The organism is Sphingopyxis sp., from assembly GCF_965227415.1.
Classification (GTDB): Bacteria; Pseudomonadota; Alphaproteobacteria; order Sphingomonadales; family Sphingomonadaceae; genus Sphingopyxis.
The window spans coordinates 2,568,151-2,584,964 of the sequence record NZ_OZ245749.1 but is presented as its reverse complement, the minus strand read 5'-3'; the positions used below and the strand labels follow the sequence as shown (position 1 = coordinate 2,584,964).

Sequence of the window (16,814 nt, the reverse complement as noted above, 5' to 3'; positions counted from 1 at the left end):
GGGGTTAGTTACCCTTCTCTGAAGCCTTGCCTGCGGGTGCCCCCAACCGCTGCGGACTGCTCGCCAGAACCGGCTTGATCGGGGCGCCCTGCTTCAGGTTGCCGACCCCTTGCGTGATCACCTTGTCGCCGGGCTTAAGGCCTCCGGTTACGACCCAGTTCGCGCCGACCGTGCGCTCGGCGACGATCTTGCGCCGCGCGGCCTTATTATCCTTGCCGACCAGATAGACGAAAGCCGACCCGTCAAAATCGCGCTGCACTGCGGCTTGCGGGACCAGGATCGCGGTCGGGTTGATCACCTGGTCGAAGAGCGCTGTGACGAACATGCCGGGCAACAGCAATCCCTGCGGGTTCGGGAAGCGCGCGCGCAATGTGACGGTGCCGGTCTCTTCGCTCACCGTGACTTCGGAGAATTGGACGGTGCCAGTGAAGCCGTAATCGCTGCCATCCTCCAGCTTTAGCCGAACCGACGTGCTGCCTGCGGTGACGCCGCCGCTGGCTAGTGCCTGGCGCAGGCGGGTCAGGTCGGCGCTCGACTGCTGCATGTCGACATACATCGGATCGGTCTGCTGGATCACCGCGAGCGGGGTCGCCTGGCCTGCGCTCGCCAGCCCGCCGGGGGTGACGAGCGAGCGCCCGATGCGCCCGCTGATCGGCGCCGACAATGTCGTGTAGCGCAGGTTGATCCGCGCGGTTTCCAGCGCGGCGGCGTTCTGCGCGACCGCGGCCCGGGCGGCGCGCGCCTGCGCGAGCGCGTCGCTATAATCCTGCTGTGCGACCGCCTGAATCTTGGCGAGCGGTTCGAAGCGCCTGGCTTTTTCCTCGGCGGCTTGCGCGCTGGCGCGCGCGCTGGCCAGATTGGCAGCCGCCTGATCGACCGCCGCTTGATAGAGGCTTGCGTCTATCTGATAGAGCGGCTGGCCGGCGCGGACGAAGCCGCCCTCGGTGAACAGGCGGCGGCGGACGATGCCGTTGACCTGCGGCCGCACTTCGCTCGTCTCGAACGCGACCGTGCGCCCGCCGAGCGAGGTCGTGAGCGGGACGGGCTCGATCTTCACGGCAACATAGCCGACCTGCGGCGTCCGGTTGCCGCGGCCTTCGTCCTCCTTGCCCGAGCAGGCGCCGAGCGAAAGCGTCGTGATGCACAGAGCTCCGATCAGGAGCAGCGGCCTTGTCTTCATCATTCGATAGATCCGTCTCGGGGTTTTGCCGGGCGGCTGGGGAGTTGGGCTATTCAAACCATTGGAAAGCGCCATGCAAGCGCTTTCAGCCGCTTGCGACAAAGTACGACAATTGGTCGCCCGCGATAACCCCGCGCTCTGCATCGATATTGACACCGGTTACCATTGACGATAGCGAAGGACAAACACCCCAAGATTTCGACGAGCGAGGATGCCCCCGATGTTTGCCAAGACCTATCACGCCACGCACCCCGACATGATGGAATGCGTCGACAATGACGCACTGCGTGACCGCTATCTGGTCGAGGGGATGTTCGAGGATGGCAAGGTCAACCTCAACTATTCGCACAACGAGCGCTTCGTCATCGGCGGCGCGGTGCCGAAGGGCCGCGCGCTGAAGCTCCCCGACCAGACCGTCCCCGCGTCGGCCGCGGGGCGTCCCTTTCTGGAACGGCGCGAACTGGCTGCCGTGAACATCGGCACCGCGGGCGCGATAACGGTCGACGGCCAGCGCTTCGAGATGAAGAACAAGGAATGTCTATACATATCCATGGGGTCGAAAGACGTCACGTTCGAAGGCGACGGCGCGCGTTTCTATCTCGCCTCGCTTCCCGCACACAAGGTCTGCCCGATCAAGCATATCACGCTCGACCAGGCGAACCCGCTCGCCCGCGGCGACCTCGCCAATTCGAACCAGCGCACGATTTACCAGCTCGTCATTCCGGGCGTCTGCGAAAGCGCCCAGCTGCTGCTCGGGCTGACTGTGCTCGAGGAAGGCAGCGTCTGGAACACGATGCCGCCGCACCTCCACGACCGCCGCAGCGAAATCTATCTCTATTTCGACCTGCCCGAAGAAAATGACCGCATCTTCCATTATATGGGCGAACCCGACAGCATGCGGCACATCGTGATCGCCAACGAGGAAGCGGTGATCAGCCCGCCGTGGTCGATCCATATGGGATCGGGGACGAAAAAATATGCTTTCATCTGGGCGATGGGCGGCGAGAATCTCGACTATACCGACATGAACGTTCTCGACATCTGCCAGTTGAAGTAATTCCATCATCGCGTCCTTCGTCATCCCGGACGTGATCCGGGACCCATTTGGCAAAGGATGTCGCTGCAAGTCATGGACCCCGGATCCAGTCCGGGGCGACGAGAGGATAGACGAACGATGCAATTGTTCGACCTGACAGGACAGGTCGCGCTGGTCACCGGCGCGAACACGGGCATCGGGCAGGGGATCGCCCTCGCCCTCGCCGGAGCGGGTGCCGATATCGCCGCGGCGGGCCGGTCGCCCGCCGACGAGACGGTCGACAAGGTACGGGCGCTTGGCCGCAAGGCAAACAACTTCGCCGCCGACCTGTCGAGCGTCGGCGCGGTGCAGCCGCTTGTCGACGCCGTGCTCGCCGAATTCGGGCGGATCGATATCCTCGTCAACAACGCCGGGATCATCCGCCGCGCCGACGCCGTCGACTTCACCGAGGCCGACTGGGACGCGGTGATGGACACCAATCTCAAGACGCTCTTCTTTCTCTGCCAGAGCGTCGGCCGCCACATGATCGCGCGCGGGTCGGGGAAGATCATCAACATCGCATCGATGCTGACCTTTCAGGGCGGCATCCGCGTGCCGAGCTATACCGCGTCGAAATCGGGCGTCGGCGGGCTGACGAAGCTGCTCGCGAACGAGTGGGCGGCGAAAGGGGTTCAGGTCAACGCTATCGCGCCGGGCTATATCGCGACGAACAACACCGCCGCGCTGCAGGGCGACGAGACGCGCAACCGCCAGATCATGGATCGTATTCCCGCCGGTCGCTGGGGCGACCCCGGCGATATCGGCGGTGCTGCCGTCTTTCTTGCCTCGTCCGCGTCGGACTATGTTCAGGGCCATATCCTCGCCGTCGACGGCGGCTGGCTCGCGCGCTAGCATCGCGCGATGACCGGACGCCTTGTCTTTTTCGGCGAACTGCTGATCCGCCTCACCGCACCGGGCAACGAACTGTTGATGCAGTCTCCGTCGCTGACGCTGCATGTCGGCGGTGCCGAGGCGAATGTCGCGATCGGGCTCGCGCATCTTGGTCACGACTGCGCGATGATCAGCGCGGTCCCTTCGAATGCTCTGGGTCGCGGAGCAGTGGCGGCGGTGCGCGGCGCAGGCGTCGATTGCACCGCCGTCACCAGCGGCCCGGGGCGCATGGGGCTCTATTTCCTCAGCGTCGGGGCGGGACTGCGCTCGTCCGAAATCGTTTACGACCGCGCGGGGTCGAGCTTCGCGGCGACCGGCGCGGACGATTATGACTGGGACGCGCTGCTGGCCGGCGCCGGCCTGCTCCATCTGTCGGGCATCACGCCCGCGCTCGGGCCGCGATCGGCGGAGGCGGCGCGTGCGGCGGCGCGCGCGGCGAAGCGGCTCGACATTCCGGTCAGTTTCGACGGCAATTACCGCGCGCTGCTGTGGGACGCGTGGGACAGCGATCCGCGCGCGATCCTGTCCGAACTGATCGGCAGCGCCGATATCCTCTTCGGCAACCACCGCGACCTGTCGCTGGTATTGGGACAGGACTTCAGCGGCGAAGGCGAAGACCGGCGGCGCGAGGCGGCCGAAGCGGGTTTTGCCGCTTTCCCGGACCTCAAGCTGATCGCCTCGACCGCGCGCCATACGGTCACCGCCGATCATCATCGCATTGCCGCGCGCGTCGACCTGCGCGGCAGCTCCCACCAGACGCCCGACGTCGACGTCACCGGGATCGTCGACCGGATCGGCGCGGGCGATGCCTTTGCCGCCGGGGTGCTTCACGCGCATCTGGCGGGCGCTGGCGCAAAGGCGATGGCCGAAAGCGGTCTGGCGCTCACCGCGCTCAAACATTCGCTGCCGGGCGATGCGAGCCGCTTTGGACAGGCCGACATCGATGCCTTCCACGGCGGCGGGCTCGATGTCCGGCGCTGACCTGACGCGACGCAGCCTGCTCGCGGGCGGCCTCGGCCTGGCGGTCAGTTCGGCGGCGCTGGCCCGCAGCTATCAAGCCCCGACGCATGTGCTGACTGCGCAAACATTGCTGTCGCTCGATGGCCTTTATCGCAGCGCCGCAATCCGCGCGATCGATCCACCGGCGTTTCCTTTTCGCGGTATCCGCTATGCCCGCGCGGCGCGGTTCGCGGCCCCGATACCGGTTCTGAAGGCCGAGCAGTTCGGACCCGATCACCAGGAAGCGCGGCAGGCCGACAAGGACCGTCGGCCCGATCCGGCCTTTGGCCCCGCGTGTCCGCAAACGGGCGACCGTTACCACCCGCAGTCCGAGGATTGCCTGTTTCTCAACGTCTGGACTCCCGATACGGGGAAGCCTGCGCAGCGGCCCGTCATGGTCTATTTCCACGGCGGCGCCTATTCGGCCGGATCGGTCACCGACCCGATCAACGACGGCGCCAAGCTCGCGGCGCGGGGTGATGTCGTCGTCGTGACGGTGAACCACCGGCTCAACGCGCTCGGCTATCTTTATCTCGCGCGGCTCGATCCGCGCTTTCCCGACAGCGGCAATGCGGGGCAGCTCGACCTGATCGCCGCGCTGCAATGGGTCCGACGCAATATTGCGTCCTTCGGCGGCGATCCGGGCAATGTCACCGTCTTCGGCCAGTCGGGCGGCGGCGCAAAGATCGCGACACTGATGGCGATGCCCGAAGCCGAGGGCCTTTTCCACAAGGCGATCACGATGAGCGGGCAACAGGTCACGGCCTCGGGCCCGCTCAACGCGACCAAGCGGGCGGAGGCGTTTCTGGGCAAGCTCGGTTCGGCCGTCGATCCGGCGATCGCGCCCGTCGAACAGATCGTCGCCGCGCTCTCTGCGACCGATCCGATCCTCGGCGGCAGCGTCTATATGGGACCGGTGCTCGATATGACGCATCTGTCGCGCCACCCTTTCTGGCCCGACGCGGCGCCGCAGTCGCTCGGCATTCCGATGATGCTCGGCAATGCGGTGCTGGAAACGCGCGCCTTTTATGCGCCTGACGGCAAGCAATTGTCGGGGCTGAATTTCGACAATCTCGCCGCACGGATCGCGCCCGAAATGCGGATCGACATCGAACCGTCGTGGGTCGTCCGCGAATTTCGGGCACGCTATCCCAAGGCCGATCCGACCGATCTGTTCCACCGCATCGTAACCTCGGCACGCAGCTGGCGCGGACAGGTCGAGGAAGCCGAGGCGCGGGCACGGGCCGGCCGTCCGGGCTTTGTCTATCAAGTCGATTTCGAGCGGGCGGGGCATGGTGATGATATTGGGCTTTCCTTCGGAATGATCTCCGATGTCACGCCGGCGCAGCAGGCGATGAGCGAGCGGGTGATGGATGCTTTCGTCCGCTTCGCGCGCACGGGAAATCCCGGCTGGCCCGCCTATGATCTGGCCAAGCGGCAGACGATGATCTTTGATGTCGAAAGCCGCGTCGAGAATGATCCGCGCCGGTGGGAGCGCGAATTGTTCGCGCGGGTGCCGTACATCCAGCCCGGCAGCTAGACCATCTTCCGCGCTGCGAGCCAGTTCCACAGCAGCTCGGGCCAGATCGCAACGGGCAGCCCCGCTGCCTTCAGGATTCCAAAGCCATGCTCGCCCTCGGCGAAATAATGCGCCTCGCACGAAACGCCGATTCTGCGCGTCGCCTCGTGCAGCCGCAGGCTGTTGTCGATCTTCACGACGCTGTCATCTTCGGCATGGAGCAGGAACAGCGGCGGCATGTCGGCGCGGACGTTGCGCTCGGGCGAATAGAGCGCCTCGCGCGCCGCGTCGGGGTTCGTGCCGATCAGTTTCTCGCGGCTCACCGCATGCGCGATCGCCGGGTCCATCGACACGACCGGATAGAAGCCCGCCGACACATCGGGGCGCGCCGACAGCGCATCGACGGGATCGACGGCGTCATACACTGTTGCATCGAACCGCGTGAGCAGGCTCGTCGCAACCTGTCCGCCCGCCGAAAAGCCGCCAAACGCGACGCGCGCGGGATCAATGCCGTCGATCTTCGCGCGGCTGCGCACCAACCGCACCGCACGCTGCGCATCGCTTAGCGGGACGTCGGCTCCGTTCGTCCAGCCGTCACCCGGAAGGCGATAGAAGAGCACATAGACGGTGACCCCGCGCGCACTCAGCCAGCGCGCGAGCTCATAACCTTCCTTGTCGATCACGACATAGCGATAGCCGCCACCCGGCGCGAGAATCACCGCCGCGCCGTTGGGCCTGGCGGGACGGAAGATGTCGAGGCGCGGACGCGTGATGCCCTGGAGCATCCGGTCGCTCGCATCCGGATCGTCGCTGCGCTGGACGACCTGCTCGACGAGGCCCGGCGGGGGCTCGAGATGACCTTTGGGCCACAGGGCGATGCTCGCATCGGGCGCCAGCCCGGCAGGCCGCGTCCACGCCGACTGCGCCGCAGCGCTCGCAAAAGGAACGACCAGGCTGGCCGCCAGCAGTTCGCGGCGCCCGACGGTCATGGCGTCGCGGCCTTGTTCGGATAAGCGATGATCAGCACCAGAGGCACGTCGCCGGTCTGGCGAATGCCGACATTCGCGCCCTTGTACAGCCACGCCGCGGTGCCCGCCTTCAGCGCCTGTTCCCCGCCGTCCGAATGGATGACGCCGGTGCCCGACAGGACATAATAGATTTCGTCATGGTCGATCGGGTGGATACCGATCGCGGCGCCGACGTGCAGCGCGCGCTTGCGGAATTCAAAGCTGCGTGGTGCGGGCACGCTGTCGCTGATCCGGTACGCGGTCGACATGCCGATCGCGCCGTGCGGCGGCGCTTCCTCGCGCACCGTCGCGGCTTCGTCGATGACCACCATCGCGGGTGCAGGCGCTGGAGCAGTCGCGGGCGCGGCGGCGCCGCTCAGCAGCAGCGCCAGAAGCGCGCTCACTTTACACCGCCGCGCGAATCGAGGTCGCGCGCCGACAGATGTTCCTGCGGCATCGGGGCGGTCTGCGCCGGATAGGTTCCCGATTTCGGTTCCATCGTCGCCAGGTCCCAGTCGCCGTCGACGAACGGCGCGCGCACCGGCGCTGCGACCTTCGGATAGGCGCTCACCTGCTTTTCGTCGTCGATCACCTGACCGCGGCCTTCGGCGACGAAAAACAGGATGCGGATTTCCTCGGCATCGCGCGCCCATGGCCGCGCGCCCGCGGTCGAAAGGACCGACGTCTCGACATCGCGCACCGGCAGGATGCGATAGCTCGCGAGCGGCGCGAGCGGCGCCTTGGCGCGGATCAGCTTGGCCTGCGTCTCGCCATACCGGCCGAATTCGGGCAGCGGATTGCCGTGGCGGTCGACCGCCAGATTGTCCTTGCCATAATATTCGAGGTCGCCGTCGCCGCCGAGCATCAGGAAGGGCAGGCCTTCGTCGGTGTCGTTGCCGCCGCGCATGACATTGCCGATCGCGGTGATCTGTCCGGTCGCATAGCGATGGCCGACCCATTCAAGGTTCATCAGATTATAGTGCACCGCGCGGTGCTTGGGATTGTAGATCAGATTGTTGATCATCAGCACCTGCGCGCCGCCCTTCACCAGCGGCGCGCGCTCGACATTATGCGCCCAGATGTTGCGGTAAAAGACGATGCCCGACGTGTTGTCGTGAACGAGCGAGCCTTTGCTGTGCTCGCCCTTCGGGTGGCTCGCGTCGGCGAGCCCTTCGGCGGCCAGATTGTTCGAGAAGGTGACGTTCTTGCTCGTCCCCTCGCGCCATTCGGCGACATCCTTGCCGTTGAAGCGCGGGCCCGACGCCGACATATTCTCGTCGAGCGCCCACAGGAAGGTGCAATGGTCGACCACGACATCATGCGCGCCGACGGTCGAAAAGGCGTCGGCTTCCCAGCCGCTGCGCTTCGGCTGGCCGTCGACGCCGGTATAGACGCGCAAGTGCCGCATCACGACGTCGTGCGTCTTCACGTCGATGCCGGTGCGGATCAGCGTGATGCCGGGTCCGGGCGCCGTCTGGCCGGCGATGGTCAGATAGGGATGCTCTATGGTGATCGTCGTGCGCCCCAGGTCGATCACGCCGCCCACCTCGAACACCACGATCCTGGGCCCGGCGGCTTCGACCGCGGCCTTGAACGAGCCGGGGCCGTCGGGTGCAAGCGTCGTGACGCGGATGATCTGGCCGCCGCGCCCGCCGGGCGTCTGGGCTGCGGGGCCGACAGCGCCGGGGAAGGCGATCGGCGCCGAATCGGCAGCGAATACGGGGCCTGCGGGAACCGTCGGCGCGATCAAAAGCGCCGCCAGCCAAAGCTTTTTCAGCATCCAGTCTCTCCTTGTGATTGGGGTCTTGACATAGACGCCACAATCCTTCAATCCTTTTTGACACCGGTTACCTAAACCGGTCAACGACACAAGCATGGGGGAGAGGGCGCCCTGCCAGTCGCAAGAGCGACGGCCGCCAGCGTACTCTCTGAAATTTTTGGGACAGCCGATCGAGCGATTTGCCTGTCCAGCAAAGGTAACCGGTGTCATTCCTTGCCAGAGGCGGGAAGGCACTGCGATAAGGGAGGATGATGATGGCTATTCATAACGCGCGGGGCTTGAGCACGCTGACCAGACTCGCTTGCGGCGCGTCGCTCGCGGTGCTGACGGTATCGCCGGTCTGGGCGCAGGATGCGGCCGAGGTCGCGACCGACGAAGCCGCACCGGTGGAGGGCGAGATTGTCGTCACCGGCTTCCGCGCCTCGCTGCAGGCGGCGCTCAACGTGAAGCGCGACTCGGTCGCGGCCGTCGATGCGATCGTCGCGGAAGATATCGCCAAATTTCCCGACCAGAATCTGGCCGAATCGCTTCAGCGCATTCCCGGCATTTCGATCCAGCGCGACGGCGGCGAGGGCCGCGCGATCACCGTGCGCGGTCTGGGCGCGCAATTCACCCGCGTTCGCCTGAACGGCCTCGAAACCGTTGCGACCTCGACCGACGGCGCGTCGTCGAACCGCGACCGTGCCTTCGACTTCAACGTCTTTGCGTCCGAACTGTTCAGCAGCATCGTCGTCCACAAGACCGCCGAAGCCTCGCTCGACGAGGGCTCACTCGGTGCGGTCGTCGATCTCAACACCGGCAATCCGCTGGGCGGCAAGTCGGGCCTTCGCGGCGCGGTGTCGGTCGTCGGATCCTATAACGACCTGTCGAAGGATCTGGGGCCGCGCGTCGCGGGCCTGCTCAGCTGGCGTAACGACGCCGGAACGTTCGGCGCTTCGGTATCGGCCGCCTATTCGAAGGGAACCACCCTCGAACTCGGCAACAACAGCGTGCGCTGGGCGCAGGCGCGGTTCGATTCGGTGAACGGCACAAACTGCTGGACCACCGCCAACAGCGGCGGCACCTATGTACCCGGCACCGCGTGCAACCAGGCCGCGCTTGCCTTTCATCCGCGTATCCCCCGTTATGGCGAGATCGAGCATCGCCGCGAACGTCTTGGCGTGACGGGCTCGATCCAGTTCGAGCCGACCGAGAGCACGCGCTTCTCGTTCGATGCGCTCTTCTCGCGCTTCCGCGAGGATCGTGAGGAAAAGTGGGGCGAAGTGTTGCTGCGCTCGAACGAGCGATCGATCAATGTCGTCAATCCGGTCTATGACGCGAACAACAATATGATCTCGGCAACGCTCAACGACGCCTGGGTCCGCACCGAGCATTATCTGCGCAAGTCGGAAACCCAGTTCACCCAGTTCGGCGGCACCTGGGATCAGGATATCAGCGACAGTTTCCGCTTCACGCTGCTCGGCGGCATGTCGAAATCGAAAGCCGACATCCCTGTCGAAACGACGATCGTCTTCGACGACCGCGACGCGCAGGGCTATCGCTACGACTATACCGACATGAAGAGCCCGCTGCTGACGTTCGGCACCAGCGTCAGCGATCCGGCGGTGTTCCAGCTCGCCGAAATCCGCGACCGCCCGTCGAACGTGACGAACAAGTTCAAGACGGCGCAGCTGCGCACCGAATGGGACGTCACCGACGGTTTCCAGGTCAAGCTGGGCGGCATGTGGCGCCGCTTCAACTTCGACTCGGTCGCCTTCACCCGCGACAGTGCCGTGTGCGGCAACGGCGGCACCAGCCTGGTCACCAGCACCTCGGGAACGATCGCCTGTTCGGCGACGAGCCTGTTCGGCCCGACGGCGGTCTATGGTTTCCCCGTCACCGCGGCGCTGTCCGAACTGTTCACGCTGGGCAAAGCCGGCCAGCCGACGGGGACGACGACCCAGTGGCTGATCCCGTCCTTCCCGGCCGCGACCGACTTCACCCGGCTCTATAGCCGCACCGCAAACCCCGACACCGGCAACACCCGCGCGGTTCAGGAAACGACCTCGGGCGGCTATCTCCAGTTCGACGTCAAGGGCGAGCTGTTCGGCATGGAATATGCCGGGAATGCGGGCATCCGTTACGCGCATACCGCGCAGGCATCGACCGGCGTATTGTCGGGCAGCGTCGTGACCGTGAAGCGCAGCTATGACGACTGGCTGCCTTCGTTCAACGTCGCGCTCTATCCGCAGGAAGATGTCATCATCCGCGGCGCGATCGCAAAGGTGATCACGCGTCCGACGCTCGGCAACCTGACGCCCGGCGGGACGATCGACGGCTTCAACTATCGCGTCAGCTACGGCAATCCGCAGCTCGACCCCTATCGTGCGACCAACTTCGACCTGGGCGTCGAATGGTATTTCGCGCCGGGGGCGGTGCTGTCGGCCGCAGCCTTCGTGAAGAAGGTCGAAAGCTTCCCGATCAGCCAGGCCTTTACCGCGACCTTCGCATCGACGGGGCTGCCGAAGGAGGCGCTGCCGCCGAGCTCGCCGGCCTTCATCAACTTCGATCCGAACCAGCTCTATACGATCACCGCGAACATCAACGGCGCGGGGGCGACGCTGAAGGGGGTCGAGCTCGCGGCGCAGATCCCGTTCACGGCGTTCCTCGATCAGGGCTTCTTCAGCCACTTCGGCATCCTCGCCAATGCGACGTTCATCAAGTCCGACGCCGATTATAATGTGCAGGGTCCGGCGATCCTACCGGGCGGCGCGCTGGTCAACGCGGTGCGTTCGGCCACTTTGTTCGGCGTCTCGAAGCGGGCGTACAACGGCACGCTCTATTATGACGACGGCGCGTTCAGCTCGCGTGTCTCGGCCAGCTATCGCAGCCGGTACATCGATGCCAACAGCGGCACCGGCAACGTCTTCGAAGGCTATGGCGCGACCTGGAATCTCGATGCGTCGGTCCGTTACAAGCTGACCGAGTGGGTCGAACTGTCGGTCGAGGGCAATAATCTGCTCGACACCTATCGCTATCGCTTCACCGATTTCGATGCCGACCGCAGCTACGAGAATAACCATTTCGGCCGCACCATATTGTTCGGCGCGCGCTTCAAGATGTGATCGCTGAGGGGGTGTTACCCTGAAGTCAGTCCCGGAAAAGGCCCGGTCTTCCATGCGAGGGCCGGGCCTTTTCTTTGCCCGAGGAGAAAAAAGTGACCGATCGCCGCGAGATGCTGAAGCTGGCGGGCGCGGGCCTGTTCGCGAGCGGCCTGCCTGCCGCGCCGCGCGCCATCGCAGCCGAACCTCCCGCGCCGCCGACGGCGTGGGCGAAAGGCCTCGACGGCCAGCGCAAGGCCGATCTCGGCGACGGGCGCTTCCTCAACCCGATCATGGCGGGCGACCATCCCGACCCGTCGATCCTGAAGGACGGGGGCGATTATTACATGACCTTCTCGACCTTCGATTCCTATCCGGGGCTGGTCATCTGGCATTCGCGCGATCTGGTGAACTGGCGGCCGGTCGGCCCTGCGCTCACGAAGAATATCGGATCGGTGTGGGCGCCCGAGCTTTGCAAGCATCAGGGACGCTATTTCCTCTACATCCCGACCAAGGGCCCGAACACCAGCTGGGTCATCTGGGCCGACAGGATCGAGGGGCCGTGGAGCGAACCGATCGATCTGGGGCTTCCCAGCCATATCGACCCCGGCCATGCGGTCGGCGAAGACGGATCGCGCTGGCTGTTCCTGTCGGGCGGCGACCGCGTGCGATTGTCGGACGACGGCCTGCAACGGATCGGCGAGCCCGAGCATGTCTATGACCCGTGGCGCTATCCCGCCGACTGGGTGGCCGAAGGCTTTTCTCCCGAAGGGCCCAAGATTCTCCGCCGCGGCGCCTATTTCTACATGATCACTGCGGTGGGGGGCACGGCGGGGCCGCCGACCGGGCATATGGTGATCGCGGCGCGGTCGAAGTCGATCCACGGGCCGTGGGAAAATTGTCCCGCGAACCCGATCGTGCGCACGACCTCGATCGCCGAAAAATGGTGGTCGCGCGGCCATGCGACGCTTGTCGAAGGTCCGGCGGGCGACTGGTGGAGCGTCTATCACGGCTTCGAGAATGGCTATTGGACGCTCGGGCGGCAGACATTGCTCGATCCGGTCGAGTGGACCGACGACGGCTGGTTCAAGATGACGGGCGGCGACCTGTCGCATCCGATCGCCAAGCCGAAGGGCGGGCTGGCCGGGCCGCACGGCATGGCGCTGTCGGACGATTTCGCGACGCTCGCGCTCGGCGCCAAATGGAACTTCTTCAAGCCCGCGCCCGACGAGCGCAGCCGGGCTCGCGCCGAGGACGGCACGCTGGTGCTGAAGGCGCGCGGGGTGGCTCCGGTCGATTCATCGCCCTTGCTGCTGATCGCCGGCGATCAGGCCTATCGGTTCGAATGCGATATCGAGATTGCGCCCGGCGGCACCGCGGGGCTGATCCTCTTCTATGACGAGAGGCTCTATTGCGGGCTCGGCTTCGACGAGACGCATTTCGTGACGCATCAATATGGCATCGAGCGCGGCCGTCCCGCAAATCCGCATGGCCGCGTGCTGCGCATGCGCGTCACCAACGACCGGCATATCGTCACCTATGACACCAGCAGCGACGGCGGAAAAAGCTGGCGCCGCTTCGACCGCGGGATGGAGGTGTCGGGGTATCACCACAATGTCCGCGGCGGATTCCTGATGCTGCGGCCCGGGCTCTATTCGGCCGGGGCGCGCGAGGCGCGCTTCCGTAACTTTAGGTTCGAGGCGCTCGCTTAGATACTTTTCAGAGCGTGACGCCCGATTTCCAGATCGCGATATCGCGCTCCTCGTTCGTCTCGGCCTTGGTCTCCCCGCCCGAGGCGGTGGCCGTGATCAGGCCGAGCAACGCGTCGGCTGCGCTGTCGAAACCGGCTTCCAGAACCTGCCCCGCGTCGAAATCGATCCAGCCCGACTTGCGCGCCGCGAGCGGGCTGTTCGACGCGATCTTCAGCGTCGGCGCCGGAAAGCCGAGCGGGGTGCCGCGGCCGGTGGTGAACAGGATGATCGTCGCGCCCGCCGCGGTCAGCGCGGTCGAAGACACCGCGTCGTTGCCCGGCGCTTCGAGCAAGGTCAGGCCCGGGATCGTGGCTTCGCCGCCATAGCGCCGGACATCGACGACCGGCACCTTGCCGCCCTTCTGCACGGCGCCGAGCGATTTTTCCTCGAGCGTCGTGATGCCTCCGGCGATATTGCCGGGTGACGGGTTTTCGCTCACCGGCTCGCCGTTGCGGATGAAATAGTCCTTGAAGTCGCGCACCAGCCGCGCTGTCTCGTCGAACACCTCGCGCGATACCGCGCGGTCCATCAGCATCTGCTCGGCGGCGAAAATCTCCGGGATTTCGGTCAGCACCACCTTGCCGCCGACCGCCGCGACGGCATCGGCCATCCGCCCGACAAGCGGGTTGGCGGTCAGGCCCGACAGACCGTCGGAGCCGCCGCACTTGACGCCGAGCACCAGCCTGGACAGCGGCACCTCGGTGCGCGCCATGTCGGCGCACGCCGCGACCAGATCGTCGACCAGCGCAAGGCACGCAGCTTCGTCGTCCTCGACAGCCTGCGCCGACAGCGTGCGAATATGCGCGCGGCGCGCGGGCGCGATGCCGTCCAGCAACGGGCCGAGCTGGTTGCTTTCGCACCCCAGCCCGACGATCAGCACGCCGCCCGCATTGGGATGCTGCGCCAGCGCCGCGAGCAGGGCGCGGGTATGGCCCAGGTCGTCGCCGAGTTGCGAACAGCCGAAGGGGTGCTTGAAGGCATGGACGCCGTCGACCCGCCCCGCGTGGCGCGCGCCCGCGATCCGCGCCACGCGCGCGGCCAGGTTGCCGACGCAGCCGACGGTCGGAATGATCCAGATCTCGTTGCGCGTCCCGACGCGCCCGTCGGCGCGGACATAGCCCCGGAAACTGCGCGCGCTGGCGGCGGGTGCCGGTGCCGGTGCCGGGGCCGGGGCTGGCGGTGCATAATGATAGTCGCCGGCACCGCTCAGCGCCGTCGCCAGATTATGGCTGTGCACATGCGCGCCCGCCGCGATGTCGGCCGTCGCGACGCCGATCGGAAAGCCATATTTGATCACCGCCGCGCCGCGCGCGATCGGCGCGAGCGCGACCTTATGCCCGCGCGCGACCGGTTCGATCGGGCGGACTCCGGTTCCGCCAATCGCCAGCAGTTCGCCCGCCGCAAGGTCGGCGATAGCGGTGGCGACCGTATCCGCCGGATGGATCCGGACCGCCGCTACCGGTGTCGTCGATGGCGCTGTTTCGGCGTGGTCGGTCATCGTTTCAGCGCCCCGGCGGCGCGACCGACTGGCGCTCGATGAAGGTCGACGGCATCACCGGGCTCTCGTCGTCGGCCAGCTTGGCATTGGGACCGAGGAAGTCGGAGACGAGCGCGCGGGCGGCGCGCGATCCCATCTCGCGGATCGGCCAGCGCACCGTACTGAGCGCGGGCCAGATATGCGTCGCGGTCGGCGAATCGTCGAAGCCGATGATCGACAGGTCGGCGGGCACGGCGATGCCCTTGCCGTGTGCGACGCTCATCACGCCGGCGGCCATTTCGTCGTTCGACACAAAGACCGCCGTCGGCGGCTCCTTCAGCGACAGCAACGCTTCGCCGGCTTCGACCCCTGCGGTGTAGCGGTAATTGCCCGGCGCATAGAGTTCGTCGGCGAGCGACAGCCCCGCTTCGGCCAGCGCTTCGCGGAATCCCTGTTCGCGCTCGGCGGCGGAGCGGAAGCCGACGGGGCCGCGCACAAATCCGATGCGGCGGTGGCCAAGGCCGATCAGCTTGCCGACCGCCTCGGCAACGACTTCGCGGTCGTTCGACGAGACGCAATGCGCCGCATCGTCGAGCGGCGCCGAGCCGACGCGGACATAGCGCACGCCCAGGTCCTCGCAGAGTTTGGCGAGATCGTCATTTTCCGAAATCGGCGGCAACAGCATCGCGCCGATCGGCCGCTGTTTTTCCAGAAAGGTGCGGACGTCGTCGAGCATCTTGTCCGACCCGCGGTCGACCGGACGGACGAGCAGCGCCAGATCGCTGTCCTTGATCGCGTCGAGCACACCCTGCTGAAAATTCAGTACCGTCTGCGCGTTCGGATTGTCGTGGAGCAGCGCGATCAGGAAATTGCGCCGAAAGGCGAGCGCGCGTGCCTGTGGGTTGGGAACAAAGCCCAGCGTCTCGATCGCCTGCTGGACCGCGACGCGCGTCTTTTCGCTGATGAACTCGGATCGGTTGATCACGCGGCTGACCGTCTTCTTCGACACCCCCGCGAGCGCAGCGACGTCGTTGATCGTCGGCTGCTTGCCACTCTGTCCGCCCGTGCGTGCCGCCATCTTATCGCTTTCTATCCACCGCGCCGCGTGCCCGAAACGCCATGCCCTCCGTTCGGCCGGTCAAGCCCCTAGTGAGGACTTGGTCCGGCAAAATCAACTCCGGCGACGGCTATTCGCTTGCTTTTGACACCGGTGTCTTTTAGAGCATTCCGCGGAAGAGGGAAACGACAAAGATGCCACCGACGAACGAACAGGAAAATGTGGCCCGCGCGCTGATCACGGCGCGCACCGAAAAGACACCGCTTACCTCCTATCCCGGCGTGATGCCGCAGACGATGGCCGACGCCTATGCGATCCAGGATGCCGCCATCGCGCTCGACGGGCGCCGCATCGGTGGATGGAAGGTCGGGCGAATCGCTGCCGACCTGGTCGACCATTTTGGCGACAATCGCCTGGCCGGACCGATCTTCACCGACGAGATTTTCGACGCCAGCATGGGCGAGCGCCCTGCAATGCCTGTCTATGCCGATGGCTTCGCTGCGGCCGAAGCCGAGGTGCTGCTGTGCCTCGGCGACGTCGGTACGCGCGATTACGACATCGACAGCGTTCGCGCGTGCATCACCGAAGTGCGTACCGGGATCGAGATCGCCAGTTCACCCTTCGTCGCGATCAACCAGAACGGCCCCGCGGTTACCGCGTCGGACTATGGCAACAACAAGGGGCTGGTGCTTGGCCCCGCCATTGTCGGCTGGCAGGACATCGACCTGATCCGGATGCCGGTCGAGGTGTTCATCGACGGCGCCAGTGTCGGCGCGGCGACGATGGAAACGATGCTCGACGGTCCGTTCGGCGCCGCACAGTTTCTGATCCGCACCTTGCGCGCGCGCGGCATCGCGATCGCGCCCGGCACCTGGGTGTCGACCGGTGCGATCACCGGCATTCACGAAATTCGCCCCAGCCAGCGCGCAGACGCGCTCTTCGACGGAAAAATCCGCGTCGGCTGTACAATATCGGGTTATTAGACGGATACGGGAGAG

The 16,814-nt window shown here is 65.8% G+C and carries 13 protein-coding genes; 7 read left to right on the top strand and 6 right to left on the bottom strand.

Features of this window, described 5'->3' with window-relative positions; all coding sequences use genetic code 11:
* Positions 1-4 precede the first annotated feature (4 nt).
* Complete coding sequence (locus ACO055_RS12605) at positions 5-1,183, bottom strand: efflux RND transporter periplasmic adaptor subunit (protein WP_422059230.1); 1,179 nt, start codon at positions 1,181-1,183, stop codon at positions 5-7.
* Positions 1,184-1,400: 217 nt separating this feature from the next.
* On the opposite strand from ACO055_RS12605, the gene kduI reads away from it, so the two are divergent.
* The 4 genes from kduI (at position 1,401) to ACO055_RS12585 (ending at position 5,685) form a co-directional block, all read left to right on the top strand.
* The gene (gene kduI / locus ACO055_RS12600) at positions 1,401-2,237 is read left to right on the top strand and encodes a 5-dehydro-4-deoxy-D-glucuronate isomerase (protein WP_422059229.1); all 837 of its coding nucleotides are present in this window, start codon (positions 1,401-1,403) and stop codon (positions 2,235-2,237) included.
* A 117-nt stretch (positions 2,238-2,354) separates the two neighbouring features.
* Entirely contained in the window at positions 2,355-3,107 is a 753-nt protein-coding gene (gene kduD, locus ACO055_RS12595) for a 2-dehydro-3-deoxy-D-gluconate 5-dehydrogenase KduD (RefSeq protein ID WP_422059228.1), read from the top strand.
* A 9-nt stretch (positions 3,108-3,116) separates the two neighbouring features.
* A complete protein-coding gene (locus ACO055_RS12590; protein ID WP_422059227.1) occupies positions 3,117-4,127 on the top strand; it encodes a sugar kinase in 1,011 nt (336 codons plus the stop codon).
* Positions 4,114-5,685 (top strand): carboxylesterase/lipase family protein, encoded by a 1,572-nt coding sequence (locus tag ACO055_RS12585; RefSeq protein WP_422059226.1) that lies wholly within the window; start codon positions 4,114-4,116, stop codon positions 5,683-5,685. The genes ACO055_RS12590 and ACO055_RS12585 overlap by 14 nt, the downstream gene beginning before the upstream one ends.
* On the opposite strand, the gene ACO055_RS12580 is transcribed toward ACO055_RS12585, so the two are convergent.
* Genes ACO055_RS12580 through ACO055_RS12570 form a run of 3 tightly spaced genes read right to left on the bottom strand, consistent with a single transcriptional unit; the run spans position 5,682 to position 8,451 of the window.
* Positions 5,682-6,653: an alpha/beta hydrolase gene (locus ACO055_RS12580; RefSeq protein WP_422059225.1), complete on the bottom strand. Its 972-nt coding sequence runs from the start codon at positions 6,651-6,653 to the stop codon at positions 5,682-5,684. The genes ACO055_RS12585 and ACO055_RS12580 overlap by 4 nt on opposite strands.
* A complete protein-coding gene (locus tag ACO055_RS12575; RefSeq protein ID WP_422059224.1) occupies positions 6,650-7,075 on the bottom strand; it encodes a cupin domain-containing protein in 426 nt (141 codons plus the stop codon). Before ACO055_RS12575 ends, ACO055_RS12580 begins: the two co-directional genes overlap by 4 nt.
* On the bottom strand, positions 7,072-8,451 hold the full coding sequence (locus ACO055_RS12570) for a pectate lyase family protein (RefSeq protein WP_422059223.1): 1,380 nt from the start codon (positions 8,449-8,451) through the stop codon (positions 7,072-7,074). Before ACO055_RS12570 ends, ACO055_RS12575 begins: the two co-directional genes overlap by 4 nt.
* A gap of 254 nt (positions 8,452-8,705) precedes the next feature.
* Between ACO055_RS12570 and ACO055_RS12565 the strand changes: the two genes are divergently transcribed.
* Positions 8,706-11,555, top strand: coding sequence for a TonB-dependent receptor (locus ACO055_RS12565; protein ID WP_422059222.1), 2,850 nt, complete (start codon positions 8,706-8,708; stop codon positions 11,553-11,555).
* Between the two features lie 110 nt (positions 11,556-11,665).
* Positions 11,666-13,243, top strand: coding sequence for a family 43 glycosylhydrolase (locus ACO055_RS12560; RefSeq protein WP_422062462.1), 1,578 nt, complete (start codon positions 11,666-11,668; stop codon positions 13,241-13,243).
* A gap of 7 nt (positions 13,244-13,250) precedes the next feature.
* Here ACO055_RS12560 and ACO055_RS12555 read toward each other — a convergent pair whose 3' ends face one another.
* Both ACO055_RS12555 and ACO055_RS12550 read right to left on the bottom strand, forming a co-directional pair.
* On the bottom strand, positions 13,251-14,780 hold the full coding sequence (locus ACO055_RS12555) for a UxaA family hydrolase (RefSeq protein WP_422059221.1): 1,530 nt from the start codon (positions 14,778-14,780) through the stop codon (positions 13,251-13,253).
* Positions 14,781-14,784: 4 nt separating this feature from the next.
* The gene (locus ACO055_RS12550; protein WP_422059220.1) at positions 14,785-15,837 is read right to left on the bottom strand and encodes a LacI family DNA-binding transcriptional regulator; all 1,053 of its coding nucleotides are present in this window, start codon (positions 15,835-15,837) and stop codon (positions 14,785-14,787) included.
* 173 nt (positions 15,838-16,010) lie between these two features.
* On the opposite strand from ACO055_RS12550, the gene ACO055_RS12545 reads away from it, so the two are divergent.
* The gene (locus tag ACO055_RS12545; protein WP_422059219.1) at positions 16,011-16,799 is read left to right on the top strand and encodes a 2-keto-4-pentenoate hydratase; all 789 of its coding nucleotides are present in this window, start codon (positions 16,011-16,013) and stop codon (positions 16,797-16,799) included.
* The last annotated feature ends 15 nt before the right edge of the window (positions 16,800-16,814 follow it).